12 protein-coding genes are annotated in these 12,182 nt (G+C 61.1%); 6 read left to right on the plus strand and 6 right to left on the minus strand.

Annotation, left to right across the window (positions count from 1 at the left end; all coding sequences use genetic code 11):
* Window positions 1-137: 137 nt before the first annotated feature.
* Entirely contained in the window at window positions 138-2,369 is a 2,232-nt protein-coding gene (locus IP76_RS04900) for an EAL domain-containing protein (protein WP_054157059.1), read from the plus strand.
* 47 nt (window positions 2,370-2,416) lie between these two features.
* Here IP76_RS04900 and IP76_RS04905 read toward each other — a convergent pair whose 3' ends face one another.
* From IP76_RS04905 to IP76_RS04915, 3 genes are all read right to left on the minus strand, one after another.
* The gene (locus IP76_RS04905; RefSeq protein ID WP_054157060.1) at window positions 2,417-3,361 is read right to left on the minus strand and encodes a rhodanese-related sulfurtransferase; all 945 of its coding nucleotides are present in this window, start codon (window positions 3,359-3,361) and stop codon (window positions 2,417-2,419) included.
* A gap of 70 nt (window positions 3,362-3,431) precedes the next feature.
* On the minus strand, window positions 3,432-4,361 hold the full coding sequence (locus IP76_RS04910) for a CHAD domain-containing protein (RefSeq protein WP_054157061.1): 930 nt from the start codon (window positions 4,359-4,361) through the stop codon (window positions 3,432-3,434).
* Window positions 4,345-4,833 carry a CYTH domain-containing protein gene (locus IP76_RS04915; protein WP_054157062.1) on the minus strand — a complete coding sequence of 163 codons (489 nt, stop codon included), beginning with the start codon at window positions 4,831-4,833 and terminating at the stop codon, window positions 4,345-4,347. The genes IP76_RS04910 and IP76_RS04915 overlap by 17 nt, the downstream gene beginning before the upstream one ends.
* Before the next feature lie 155 nt (window positions 4,834-4,988).
* Between IP76_RS04915 and IP76_RS04920 the strand changes: the two genes are divergently transcribed.
* The 4 genes from IP76_RS04920 to IP76_RS23430 all read left to right on the plus strand — a co-directional run bounded on the left by IP76_RS04920 (window position 4,989) and on the right by IP76_RS23430 (window position 7,628).
* Complete coding sequence (locus IP76_RS04920) at window positions 4,989-5,627, plus strand: 2-dehydro-3-deoxy-phosphogluconate aldolase (protein ID WP_054157063.1); 639 nt, start codon at window positions 4,989-4,991, stop codon at window positions 5,625-5,627.
* 101 nt (window positions 5,628-5,728) lie between these two features.
* Window positions 5,729-6,427 carry a tellurite resistance TerB family protein gene (locus IP76_RS04925; RefSeq protein ID WP_054157064.1) on the plus strand — a complete coding sequence of 233 codons (699 nt, stop codon included), beginning with the start codon at window positions 5,729-5,731 and terminating at the stop codon, window positions 6,425-6,427.
* 99 nt (window positions 6,428-6,526) lie between these two features.
* Window positions 6,527-7,216, plus strand: coding sequence for a GNAT family N-acetyltransferase (locus IP76_RS04930; protein WP_054157065.1), 690 nt, complete (start codon window positions 6,527-6,529; stop codon window positions 7,214-7,216).
* 16 nt (window positions 7,217-7,232) lie between these two features.
* A complete protein-coding gene (locus IP76_RS23430; RefSeq protein ID WP_245281386.1) occupies window positions 7,233-7,628 on the plus strand; it encodes a hypothetical protein in 396 nt (131 codons plus the stop codon).
* 3 nt (window positions 7,629-7,631) lie between these two features.
* Here IP76_RS23430 and IP76_RS04940 read toward each other — a convergent pair whose 3' ends face one another.
* From IP76_RS04940 to IP76_RS04950, 3 genes are all read right to left on the minus strand, one after another.
* Window positions 7,632-8,726 carry a nickel/cobalt transporter gene (locus IP76_RS04940; protein WP_054157388.1) on the minus strand — a complete coding sequence of 365 codons (1,095 nt, stop codon included), beginning with the start codon at window positions 8,724-8,726 and terminating at the stop codon, window positions 7,632-7,634.
* 44 nt (window positions 8,727-8,770) lie between these two features.
* Window positions 8,771-9,415 carry a DUF1007 family protein gene (locus IP76_RS04945; RefSeq protein WP_054157066.1) on the minus strand — a complete coding sequence of 215 codons (645 nt, stop codon included), beginning with the start codon at window positions 9,413-9,415 and terminating at the stop codon, window positions 8,771-8,773.
* A gap of 91 nt (window positions 9,416-9,506) precedes the next feature.
* Window positions 9,507-10,400, minus strand: a complete 894-nt coding sequence (locus IP76_RS04950; RefSeq protein ID WP_054157067.1) for a LysR family transcriptional regulator — start codon at window positions 10,398-10,400, stop codon at window positions 9,507-9,509.
* Between the two features lie 604 nt (window positions 10,401-11,004).
* On the opposite strand from IP76_RS04950, the gene odc2 reads away from it, so the two are divergent.
* Complete coding sequence (odc2, locus tag IP76_RS04955; RefSeq protein WP_054157068.1) at window positions 11,005-12,138, plus strand: ornithine/lysine decarboxylase; 1,134 nt, start codon at window positions 11,005-11,007, stop codon at window positions 12,136-12,138.
* Window positions 12,139-12,182 lie beyond the last annotated feature (44 nt).

The following is a 12,182-nucleotide window of genomic DNA, read 5'->3' on the forward strand; positions in this document are numbered from 1 at the left end:
CCACATATCAAGTCTTGCGGTGGGATCAGATTGGCCGCCTCCAGCCCCCTAGATATAGCTAGCATCTAGTGAAGACCTGTTAAGTCAAATTGAACCTATTGCAATGCAGGGTAAAAATTCGATTGAAGGTCAACCCGATGCGGCACGAGGCAGTACAGACGGGGCTCAAGGCCCACCTCAACAGACGGTTCGCGGTCGCAGCGATGCTGTTGTTGTCGGCGGTTGTCGCAGTGACGGTGACCCTGATCGTCGTCACCGCACTTGATCGTGTCGCGAGCTACGCAAACCACCTCGATGAGGAGCGGTCACGCGAGACAATTCGCGGGGCGATCCAGACCTTCCGCTATCAGCTCGATGCGACGCTCAACGACTATGCGGCCTGGGATGATGCGGCTGACAACGTCTATGATCCGTCGCCGAGCGACTGGTCCGATCGCAATTTCGGCGACATGACCTATGACAGCGACCTGTTCGACGTGGCGATCCTTCTAGATCGCGCAGGGCGATCGCTGATGGCCTATTCCGACGGAAGTCCGATTGCCGGCGGCTTGGGGGGATATCTTCGGCAAGACATTCAGGCGATGCTGAAGGAAGTGCAGTCGCGGGAGGCGGGCGGCACGCCGCAAGTCTCCGGCTTCGTGCGCACCGACAAGGGCATTGGAGCTGCCGGTGTTGCGCTCATTCGCAAGAAGTCGGGCGAAATCGAGGTCCCGCCGGAACGGCGGGCCTATCTCGTCTTCATCCGCCACCTGACGCCCGGCACCGTGGATCGGCACGCAGCAGCCTATGTCCTGCCGGGATTGTCCCTGGTTCCTGCCTCCACCCGCTCCACTCATCGGGTCGCGATTGAATCCCCTTCGGGCGTACCGCTTGCAGCTCTTGCGTGGAGCCCACGTGCACCCGGCGACATGAGCCGCCAGCAGGTCGAGGCGCTGGTGACAACGGCGCTGGTGATCGTTGGCCTGTTCTGCCTCACCCTGCTTCTGACCGGCTGGATGGTGGTCCGGCGGTTGCGGGCGGATGAGCAGGCGGCCGTTCGCTTGTCGCTCACTGACCAGTTGAGCGGCGTTGCCAATCGCGAAGGTCTGTTCAGGATGCTGGAGACCCGCGTCGCGGAAGCGCAGGTGACGGGTGACGATGTCGTGCTGATCTATCTCGACCTCGACGGTTTCAAGGAGATCAATGACGCCTATGGTCATGCCACCGGTGACAGCCTGATCCGCGCCGTGGCTGCGGGTCTGACGGTTCTTGCGGGCGATCCGTCGGCTCTTGCGCGGATTGGCGGCGACGAGTTTGCAATCGTGCTGAAGGGGGAGGATGCCCAGGCGCGGGCAGAAGTCCTGTCAGAAGCGATCCTGTCCTTCTTCAACGAGCCGCTGTTGCTTGGCGACCGCGTGGTGGTTGTAGGCTGCAGTATCGGACTTTGTGTGTCTTCCGGGGGGCATGTCGATGCGGACGAACTGATCCGCCGTGCAGACATGGCGATGTATTCCTCCAAGGATGGCGGACGCGGACGCTGGACCTTTTACGATGCGGGGATGGACGACGCTCGTGAGATGCGCAACCAGCTGGAACTCGACCTCAGGGCCGCGATCCAGGATGGCGAGATTTCCGTCGTCTACCAGCCAATCGTCGATGCGCACAGTTTCGATCTGGTCGGCGTCGAAGCTTTGGCTCGCTGGACGCGACGCGGCCATGGACCTGTGTCTCCAGATGTCTTCATTCCGATTGCCGAAGCCAGTGGTCTGATCGACCGCCTCGGGCTCTGCGTACTTGATATGGCGCTGTCGCAGCTGAAGCGCTGGCCGGGCATCAAGCTCTCGGTCAATATTTCGCCCGGCCAGTTCCGAGATCCGGCCTTTGTGTGCCGCGTCGAGGACTTGTTCGAACAGGCAAATGTCGATCCGCAGCGCGTCGTGCTGGAAATGACCGAGACCTATTTCATCCAGAATGCCGAGCGGGCGCGCATGGCGCTCGATCGCTTGCGGCGCATCGGCGTGCGGATCGCGCTGGACGATTTTGGCGTCGGTTTCTCAAGCGTCGGCTATCTCCGCCAGTTTGGCTTTGACCGGATGAAGATCGACCGGTCGCTGATCCAGAGCCTGGGTGATGGCCATCGGGCGGTCGAGATGCTGCAGGCGACTGTGGCATTGGCGCGGTCGCTCAACATTCCCGTTACGGCCGAAGGGGTCGAAACCGAGCAGCAGGCGGTCATTCTTCGCCTTGCGGGCTGCGACCAGTTGCAAGGCTATCTCTTCGGACGACCGTCGACCGTCGAGGATATCGACGCCTATCGGGCGCGCTCGATGACGCCACGGGCGCGGGCGGCCGATATCGCCTTTGCTGCCCATCGGGGCGAGCGGCACTAGGATGTCAGCGGTTTAGGCCGGGTCGACCCTAAGGTGATGGGTAGTTATCAGCTGCCGATATGGCGTTCGCCGCGCTTCTTCGCCAAAGCGATCTGCAATTGCCGCTGCCGGTAACGGTCGCGGTCAGCCTCGGTACGATCACCGTAGCAATGGCTGCAGGAGACGCCTTCCTCATAATGCGGGTGGGTAATTTCCTCGGCCGTGATCGGGTTGCGGCAGGCATGGCAGAGCTTGTGATCGCCTTCCTTCAACCCGTGGGTCACGGAGACGCGCTCGTCGAAGACGAAGCAGGCGCCATCCCAAAGGCTCTCTTCTTCCGGCACCTCTTCCAGATATTTCAGAATGCCGCCCTTGAGGTGGTAGACCTCGTCGAAGCCCTGTTGCTTCATGAAGGCCGTCGCCTTCTCGCAGCGGATGCCGCCGGTGCAATACATGGCGATCTTCGGCTTGTTGTGCAGGCCGGGATTGTTTTTCACCCAGTCGGGGAATTCCCGGAAGGTCTTGGTGTTCGGATCAACCGCACCGCGGAAAATGCCGATCGCCGTCTCATAGTCATTGCGGGTGTCGATGACGATCGTCTCCGGATCGGAAATCAGGTCGTTCCAATCCTTCGGATCGACATAGGTGCCGACGATCTCGTTGGGGTCGATGTCCTCGACGCCCATGGTGACGATTTCTTTCTTCAGCCGTACCTTCATGCGCAGGAACGGCATCTTCGACGCCCGGCTTTCCTTGTGCACCAGACCTCCGAATTCCGGCTGGCTGCGGATGAAGGCGAGCACCGTGGCAATGCCGGCATCGGTGCCGGCGATCGTGCCGTTGATGCCTTCATGGGCAATCAGCAGGGTGCCCTTCACGCCGTTGGCCTTGCACAGATCTTCCAGCGGTTCGCGGAAGTCTGCGAAGCGCGGAAATTTGGCAAAATGATAGAGAGCGGCGACGCAAAAGGCGCCGACGGCTTCGGGGCGGGGAGAGGTGAGGCTGTCTGTCATGGCTGCGAAATACTGCTTTGCGCCCTGCTGCGCAACGGATTTCCGCGTCCGGCGGCAAGTTTGAAATTCGTCAATTCCTACCGTCTCGTCCGGCGGCTTTCGCCTCCGCCCATAGGCAGGCGATGATCTGGGCCTCGCGCCGGGGGTGATCGGCGAAGACCTTGCCCGCGAGCGTCAAAGCCTGGCGGCGCAGTTCCTGCTGGTGGCGGATGATGATGGCGAGCAGGAAGGATTGTCCTTGTCCATCACCGAAGATCTCCGCTTCCTCATCGAACAGCCCGGCCAGAATGGTCAAGTCATGTTCGTGACCAAGCAGATCGACGAGGCGCTTTGCGGCGTCGCGTTTGGCTGCAAAGGCGCTCGGCCAGAGCGGCTGCATGAGCGACAGGTTCATCCAATAGGCTTGCGCTGCCTTTCGCAGGTCGTGATAGGCTTCGCCATGTCCGTCACCCTTGCAGGCTTCCAGAGCCTCCCGCGCGCGCTCCAGTCCCTGGCGCCATCCTTTGGCGAGGAGTTGGCCGCCATGGCCCTGCTTCGAGGGCAGTTTGAGCTTGCCGAGGGTGTCGATGCCTTTCCGGCATTCGGCAATCACAGCTGCCACCTTGCCCTCAAGATCCGTTTCGGTTGCGGCAATCTCGTCCCGGCGGCGCTCAAGCACCTCGCGGACTGTGGCCAGCGTTTGTGCCTCATCGTCGGTAATTGCATGGGCGGACAGGTGCGCAACCGTTTCGATCAGCGCCGTGGCGTCGCGTACCCGCGACAGCGTACGGGCGCAATCGCGCAGGCGCTGGTTCTCTGACCGGCGGAAGGTCTTGGCGCTCGAGCCGATCAGACGGTAGAGATTGCGCAGGCGCTTGAATTTCTTGCGCGCCTCGTGGATAGCCTCATGCAGCCCTTCGGGCCTCTTCTCCAGCGCCTCAATCGCGTCTTCGAACTGCCCCGTGGCCACGGCGCGCACCTCGTTTGCGAGGTCGCGACCCGGCTCAATGCGATATGGCATGCACCAGCTCCGGGCGCGGGCGCTGGGTGGCGAGCGTCTGGTTCGAATAACGCGTGTCACCGGTGACTTCGCGTCCAAGCCAGTCGGGCAGGGCGGGGTTGTCCTGCTCCGAAGCCATTTCGACTTCTGCAATCACCAAGCCGCGATAGACGCCTGCGAAGACATCAATCTCCCAGGTGAAACCTTCATAGTCGACGGTGTGACGGGTCTTTTCGATGACGCTGCCATTTGCAAATGCCATCATCTCCACGGCATCGGCATGGGGAATCTGGTATTCGAACTCGTCTCGCACCAGAATGCCGCTGCCAAACTTGATTGTCAGCTGTGCAGTTTCGTCATTGCGTGTGCGGATCCGTACGGAACGGTCGCTTTCGGCGGCGATATAGGCCTGTTTCATTCGCGTCTGCGATGTGACGGATTCTTTCCAGCTGTCAGCGCGAACGAGAAACTTGCGTTCAATTTCCTTCGCCATACACCCATACTCCGAAGATTTACCGCATTGCGACACTATCCGAGGATGTCACGTTAGGAAACCGTAAAGATTCAGTGCAACCTTGGTGCTCGACATCGACCGTCACCCGCGCTAGGGAATAGCGAAATCTAATCGTTTGAAAAGAGGCTTCTGCCATGGGCGAAAAAACCGAAAAGCTCCTTTCCACCCTGAAGCTGCAGCCGGTCGTTCCGGTGCTGATCATCGAGGACGCAAAGACGGCCGTGCCTCTGGCGCGGGCGCTGGTGGCCGGTGGCCTGAAGGCGATCGAGATCACGCTGCGCACGGATGCCGCACTTGAAGCCGTCCGCCTGGTTGCCCAGGAAGTCGAAGGTGCCGTTGTTGGTGCCGGCACAATCCTCAATGCCAGCCATTTTCACGCAGCGGTCGAGGCCGGTTCGCAGTTCATCGTCAGCCCGGGCACGACGCAGGAACTGCTCGACGTCGCTCGCGGGTCGGACATTCCGCTCCTGCCGGGTGCGGCGACTGCGTCCGAAGTGATGGCGTTGCGCGAGGAAGGTTACAAGGTTTTGAAGTTCTTCCCCGCCGAACAGGCCGGCGGTGCCGCCTATCTCAAGGCGCTGTCCTCGCCGCTTGCCGGCACGCTGTTCTGCCCGACCGGCGGTATTTCGCTGAAGAATGCCATGGATTACCTGTCGCTGCCGAACGTCGTCTGCGTCGGCGGCTCCTGGGTTGCGCCGAAGGAACTGGTTGCCGCTGGTGACTGGGCCGGCATCACCAAGCTTGCCAGTGAAGCGGCAGCCCTGAAGGGCTGATCTCTCGGTTCCACTTTGGGGAACAAGAAGCGTCGCGGCCTCTTTGTAATCGTCTGACCCCTTCCTATCTAGGAAACGACGGATACAACAAGGAGACCGCGATGTTCGATGCCAAGAAGCTGCTGGATCAATTCCTCGGATCGCAAATGCCCGGATCGACTGGCAGTGTGGGCCAGAAGGGCAGCGATCTCCTTGGCCTTGCCAAGGCCAATCCCTGGAAGACGGGCGCGCTTGCGACCGTGCTCCTCGGCACCAAGACCGGCCGCTCGCTCGGTGGTAATGCGCTGAAGCTCGGAGGCCTCGCCGTTATCGCCGGCCTCGGCTACCAGGCCTACAAGAATTACAAGTCCGGCCAGCCGGTCGAGCCGACCCAGGCGCTGCCGGAACTTCTTCCGCCGCCGAGTGACAGCCCGTTCAGCACTGAGCCTGCCGCCATCTCCAATGATTTTGCGCTGTCACTGGTGCGGGCGATGATCGCGGCTGCCAAGGCGGACGGTCATATCGATGCCGAGGAACGGGGCCGGATCATGGACAAGGTGCATCTGTCGGGCCTTGGCGCCGAAGCGGAAGCCTTCATCGAAGCGGAACTCGCAAAGCCCGCCGATCTCGATGCACTGGTGGCCGCTGCCAAGACAGAAGAGCAGAAGGTCGAGATCTACACGGCGTCGCGTCTGACGATCGAGCCCGACACGCGCACCGAGCGTGGCTATCTCGACATGCTGGCTGGCAGGCTTGGTCTTGCCGATGCGCTTGTCGATCATATCGAGGCAACCGTCGCCTCTGCCAAGGTCAGTCTCTAACGGCTGCGGCAACCGGTCCGGCCCGCCCGCGGCCGTTCCGGTTGCCTTTGGCCCTTCAGTGGCCTAAGCCTCGGGCAATCCATTTTGCCGGAGGTTCCGATGCGTGATCTGTCGACATTCAAGGGGTGCATCCCGCCCCAGCCGGTTCGGCTTGAGGGGCGTTTTGTCGTGATCGAGCCTTATGATCGCACCGCCCACCTCAATGCTCTTTGGGACGGTCTCGGCGGTATCGCCATCAATCCGCTGCTCACCTATTTCACCCAGCCGGATTTTGCCGGTGTCGAGGATTTCGATACGTGGCTCTCGGCTGTTCAGAAAGGCGGTTGGGTCACGGAAGTGTTTCGGGACAAGGCGACCGGCAAGGTCGTGGGCATGGCGAACTACATGCGGCCCGATCCCGCCAATGGCGTGGTCGAAATTGGCGGTGTGGCGCATGGTCCGCAGATGAGCCGCTCGCCGTTGTCGACGGAGGCGCATTACCTTCTGGCGCGGCACATCTTCGAGGATCTCGGCTATCGCCGCTACGAGTGGAAGTGCCACAACGACAATGCGCCGAGCAAGGCCTCGGCTTTGCGCTACGGTTTCAGTTTCGAAGGTGTCTTTCGCCAGCACATGCTGTCGAAGGGCAAGAACCGCGATACCGCTTGGTTCTCAATGATCGATGGCGAGTGGTCGCTGGCGAAGGCGGCGTTCGAGGCCTGGCTGTCGCCTGAGAATTTCGATGAGGCCGGACGTCAGCGCCAGCGCCTTGAAGATCTGCGTGCCGCGCTCTCGGCCACCCACACATGACAAGGAAGAACATCCCGTGAAGCCGAACATCTTCAGCATCATTCTTTATGTCGGCACTGCCATCACGGCAGCGGCGCTTCTCTACGGTTCTGTCGTCAATCCGACGATTGCCTGGTCGGTTGGTATCTGTGTCGCTATCGGCGTTGTGGTCTATGCCTGGCGTTTCTTGCCCGCGCCGAAAAAATCGGCAACGGGCGAGGCGGGTGCTGTTGCGCCGCGTTCGACCGCCACCTCTGCAGCAGCCGTTGTCGCCGTCATCTTCGGCCTCATGCTGATCGTGCCGACCGTGGTGCTCTGGATCGGACGCTATTCGCCGGAACTTGGCGCCTTGTTCGGCGCGATTGCCTTGATGTCGATCTTCGTCATTCTGTGGCTGCGTTCGCGCTACCAACAGAGCCGCAACGGCGAGTAAGCTTCAGATCTGCAGGCTGGCTGCGAGCAGCAAGGCCCCAAGCAGGATGACAAGAAGCGCGGCGGCGATTTCAATGGCCGTCGCGACAACGCCGGCGCGGCGGGAGCCGGGGCCGGAGAGGCGCAGCGCCAGACCCTTGGCGCCAACGGCGAGGCTGGCGAGGATCGAGACCGTGATCGCGGTGCCGAGCGCCATGGCCAGCACCGAGAGGACGCCCCCCAGCAGCAAGCCGTTCAAAAGGGCAAATGTCATCACCAGTACAGCGCCGGAACAGGGCCGCAGGCCGACTGCAATGACGGCTGACCAGGCATCGCGGAGATGGAAGGTGCCGCGCAGGAGGCCCGGATCGGGGGCATGCGCAATGCCGCATTCGTGGCAGACGGAGCCGGGAGCAAGTGCGTCGTGGCGGTGATCCACCGCCAGCGCCTGAAAGCGCGAGGGTGCTCTCACGGCGGATGGTCCGGTGGTCTCCGAGGGGTTGGCGAAGAGTGACGCGGTGGTGCTGTCTGCTGCCGCTGTTTGTCCGAACAGGCCATCTGTTGCCGGTTGGCTCGCGCGCGCTGACGGGCGCCACAGGGTTTTCAGCTTGCGCAGCAGAAGCCAGACGCCGAAGGCGACGATCAGCGCATAGCTTGCAATTTCCAGGCTCTGCGTCGCCGTGGTCATGGTGATCGACGTGCCGCGCAGGACGAGATAGGCAGCGCCGACAACGACGATCGCGACCAGCCCCTGCATCAGCGCCGAGATAAAGGAAACGAGAATGCCGCGGCGCAGTTCGATCTCGTTGGCCAGCATGTAGGAGGAAATTACAGCCTTGCCGTGCCCGGGGCCGGCTGCGTGAAAGACGCCGTAAGCAAATGACAGGCCGATCAGGCCGGTCAACGCCCAGGGATCTTCGCGCATGGCTTTCAGCGATCCGGTCAGGGCTCGATAAAAATCCTGCTGGTGACTGTTGATCCAGAGGAGTAATCCGGCCAGCGGGCCGCTTGTTGGCTGGTAGGCGGGTTCGGCGCTGCCGACGCCGAGGGGCGAGGCTGCATGGGCGAGGCCAGCTGCCAGCAGAAGTGCGCCAATCCCCACGGCCGCCATGGCGACCATCCGGGCGTTGCTCCCGCCGGACCGGCCGACATTCCGGCAGGCCGTCAGCACGCGATCTCCATGCGGGTGGCAAAGAGCTTGCCCATGTCGGTGCCGGCCGGATCGTTGAAGAAGGCTTCGGTCAGGTTATCCTGGTTCTGGGCAATGACCGCGTCTGCATCGGGCCGCACGACCTTGTGCTTGCAGGTTTCAAAGCCCTTGCCCTCGACAACCATGTCCGTGTCATTGGCAAAGTCGATCGCCGTGTAGAGGGTCGGGTCATAGACGCCGACCGTCATCTTGCCGCCAATCTTGAGCGGCGTCTTCGGATGAGCCACGAAGAAGACGAGGAGCTGATTTTCGCGGTAATCGACGTTGAAGACCTCTGGGCGTGCCACTTCCGCCGGCTGCCCATCCTTGGTGATGAAGGTGAAGTAGCCGTAGTCGCCGAGCGATTCGCGGATCGTGTCTGCGATCTCCTTCAGTTCGGAAGGGTCGAGCTTCAGGTCGCTGTTCTTGTCATAGTCCATGAGGACGCTCGCCGAGAAGACATCATCGAAGCGCCAGACATTGCGCAATTCCTTCAGCGTGCCGTCATCGGCGGCGACGATTTCCAGCCGCGCTTCGGCGAAAATGTGCGGATGGGAAAAGGCCGGCGTGGCGAAGCCTGTCACCAATCCGGCCAACCCTATACCGAGACGTCTCAACATGGTGATCCTGACCTTCCCCCGAATGCCCGTGATGTGTGTTCCCTTGAAAGAGGATTGGGACGAAAATGGGACCCGCATCCGGCGCCGAGCTTCACGTATAGCGTTTGAACCATGCGTGGAGGTAGTCGACGAAAGCGCGCACCTTGGCCGGGAGATAGCGGCGATGCGGGTAGACGGCATAGATGCCGCGATCCTTGGCGATGAAGTCGTCGAACAGCGAGACCAGTTCGCCAGAGACGATATAGGGTCTGGCGATGAAGTCCGGCAGCATGGCGATGCCCATTCCAGCGCGCGCCGCCCGAAGTGTGGCCTGGGGACTGTTGACCTCGATCGGGCCGCTGACGCCCACCGAGATGGTGGCGCCGTCCGCATCGACGAAGCGTAGACTGTTGTGCGAGCGTGAATTGGTGTCGATGAGGAAGGGCAGGCGTGACAACTCGCTTGGATGGATCAGGGGTTGGTTGGCGGCGACGAACTCCGGCGTGGCGCAGGCATAAAGCCGGAAATCGGAGAGCTTGCGGGCAATCATGCCGGAATCATCCAGCTTCGTGATTCGGATGCCGAGGTCGAAGCCTTCCTCGATCAGATCAACGAATCGATCTTCCGCGACGATTTCGAGCGAGAGTTCGGGATTCTCCTTGGCAAAATCGATCAGCGACTGACCGATTTCCGCGTCGAGGAAGGTGCGCGGCACCGTCACCTTGAGCTTGCCCTTGAGGTCAGCATTATTCTCGCGAACGAGATCGGCAAGATTGTCGATCTCCTTCAGGATGTCGGCGGCCGTGCGGTAATAGGTGTGGCCAGCCTCCGTCAGAGAGAACTGTCGGGTGGTGCGGTTGAGCAAAAGCGCCCCGAGCTCGTCTTCCAACTCCTTGACATATTTGGACAACAGGGCTTTTGAGCGGCCGGTCTTGCGGGCCGCTGCCGAGAAGCCCTCCGCTTCGACGACATCGATGAAAGCACGAATTCGCGTCAGGGTGTCCATCGTTTTCCTTGTTCCGCTGGTCTGCAGTCCGGTTCTGGTCGGGTCTGTTCTATCAGTGGATTGTGAACAATAGCTCGGCACTGTTCAATAGTGACTGCGGGAGGTCTTCAAAAAACTTCCCCAGAGGTTGAAAAACCGCTTGATTATGACGGCCACCTTTCTTATCTCGTGATCAGCCCAAAGTCGCACGTGCCCGTGTGTGTCCGCCGACCCTCGAATGGGGATTTATCCCTAAGGTGAGGTCATCGGTAAGGTACCTGGAACTAACCCCTCCAGTCGCTATTCCGGCCAACCGGAAAATGCGAGGACATACGAAGCAACGACGGTGCGGGCCTTTCTAGTCTCTTCCGGCTTTCCATCAGCTGGAGTTACTTCAGAGGCACACCATCATTGCCGGAAGTGCGGTAGGGTCTCCCTCCAATCCATGGCAGACAAAGCGGATTTATGCGCTCGTTGCAGGGTGCGTTTATCCAATGTTTCGCGCGTCGAGCGTTCGTACGGTACCGGTGTCTCCACCGACTGGTTTCGAGCGATGTCTCGCCGTCCTTTGTCCATCCGCAAGCTTGGCAGCTTCGGATACACTTGGAATATGGAAGGTAGACCGATGACCACGGCTCGCATCCTCGACTTCATCAACACCCGACGTCCCGAAGGTCCCTGCCTCGTGGTTGACCTCGACGTCGTACGCGACAATTTCGGCGCCTTCCGGCACGCCCTGCCGGACAGCGCCATCTACTACGCAGTCAAGGCGAACCCAGCCCCAGAGATCCTCCAGCTCCTGGCCTCGCTCGGCTCGAACTTCGACTGCGCTTCCGTTGCCGAAATCCAGATGGCGCTCGATGCCGGTGCGGATGCCTCGCGCATCTCGTTCGGCAACACCATCAAGAAGGAACGCGACATCGCCCGCGCATTTGCGCTTGGCGTGAACCTCTATGCCGTCGACAGCCATGAGGAAGTCGAAAAGATTTCCCGTGCCGCTCCGGGTGCCCGCGTGTTCTGCCGCGTCCTGACCGATGGCGAAGGTGCCGAATGGCCGCTTTCCCGCAAGTTCGGCTGCGTGCCGCAGATGGCCGTCGACGTTCTCGTCTACGCACACCAGCTCGGCCTCGAATCCTTCGGCGTCTCGTTCCATGTCGGTTCGCAGATGACCAAGGTCGATGCCTGGGATGGCGCTCTTGCCGATGCCAAGCGCGTGTTTAACTCGCTGGCCAAGCAGGGCATCGTGCTCCAGATGGTCAACATGGGTGGTGGTTTCCCGACCAAGTATCTGCGCGACATCCCGTCGGCAGAAGCTTATGGCCTGGCGATCAAGGCGTCGCTGAAGAAGCACTTCGGCAACAACATCCCGCAGACCATCATCGAGCCAGGCCGCGGCATGGTCGGCAATGCCGGCGTGATCAAGGCCGAGGTCGTGCTGATTTCGAAGAAGTCTGACAATGACGAGCACCGCTGGGTGTTCCTCGACATCGGCAAGTTCGGCGGTCTCGCCGAAACCATGGACGAAGCGATCCGTTACCCGATCCGCACCGCCCATGACGCCGACGCGATGGAGCCCTGCGTTCTCGCCGGTCCGACCTGCGATTCGGCTGACGTGATGTACGAGAAGAACATGTATCCGCTGCCGATCTCGCTTTCGATCGGCGACGAGGTTCTGATCGAGGGCACTGGCGCCTACACCACCACCTATTCGGCGGTGGCGTTCAACGGCTTCGACCCGCTGAAGTCCTACGTCATCTGACGTCTCCCGTGCCGGCTAACCGGCACGGACCCTCACAATTATCG

It is taken from the genome of Rhizobium sp. AAP43, from assembly GCF_001296045.1.
Lineage (GTDB): Bacteria > Pseudomonadota > Alphaproteobacteria > Rhizobiales > Rhizobiaceae > Allorhizobium.

Excerpts from the sequence above, each read along its gene's own strand:
- IP76_RS04920 (WP_054157063.1), top strand. The coding sequence starts at position 4,989 with ATGGGCGAAAAAACCGAAAAGCTCCTTTCCACCCTGAAGCTGCAGCCG.
- IP76_RS04925 (WP_054157064.1), top strand. The coding sequence starts at position 5,729 with ATGTTCGATGCCAAGAAGCTGCTGGATCAATTCCTCGGATCGCAAATG.
- IP76_RS04900 (WP_054157059.1), top strand. The coding sequence starts at position 138 with ATGCGGCACGAGGCAGTACAGACGGGGCTCAAGGCCCACCTCAACAGA.
- IP76_RS04950 (WP_054157067.1), bottom strand. The coding sequence starts at position 10,400 with ATGGACACCCTGACGCGAATTCGTGCTTTCATCGATGTCGTCGAAGCG.
- IP76_RS04905 (WP_054157060.1), bottom strand. The coding sequence starts at position 3,361 with ATGACAGACAGCCTCACCTCTCCCCGCCCCGAAGCCGTCGGCGCCTTT.
- IP76_RS04910 (WP_054157061.1), bottom strand. The coding sequence starts at position 4,361 with ATGCCATATCGCATTGAGCCGGGTCGCGACCTCGCAAACGAGGTGCGC.
- IP76_RS04945 (WP_054157066.1), bottom strand. The coding sequence starts at position 9,415 with ATGTTGAGACGTCTCGGTATAGGGTTGGCCGGATTGGTGACAGGCTTC.
- odc2 (WP_054157068.1), top strand. The coding sequence starts at position 11,005 with ATGACCACGGCTCGCATCCTCGACTTCATCAACACCCGACGTCCCGAA.
- IP76_RS04915 (WP_054157062.1), bottom strand. The coding sequence starts at position 4,833 with ATGGCGAAGGAAATTGAACGCAAGTTTCTCGTTCGCGCTGACAGCTGG.
- IP76_RS04930 (WP_054157065.1), top strand. The coding sequence starts at position 6,527 with ATGCGTGATCTGTCGACATTCAAGGGGTGCATCCCGCCCCAGCCGGTT.
- IP76_RS04940 (WP_054157388.1), bottom strand. The coding sequence starts at position 8,726 with ATGGTCGCCATGGCGGCCGTGGGGATTGGCGCACTTCTGCTGGCAGCT.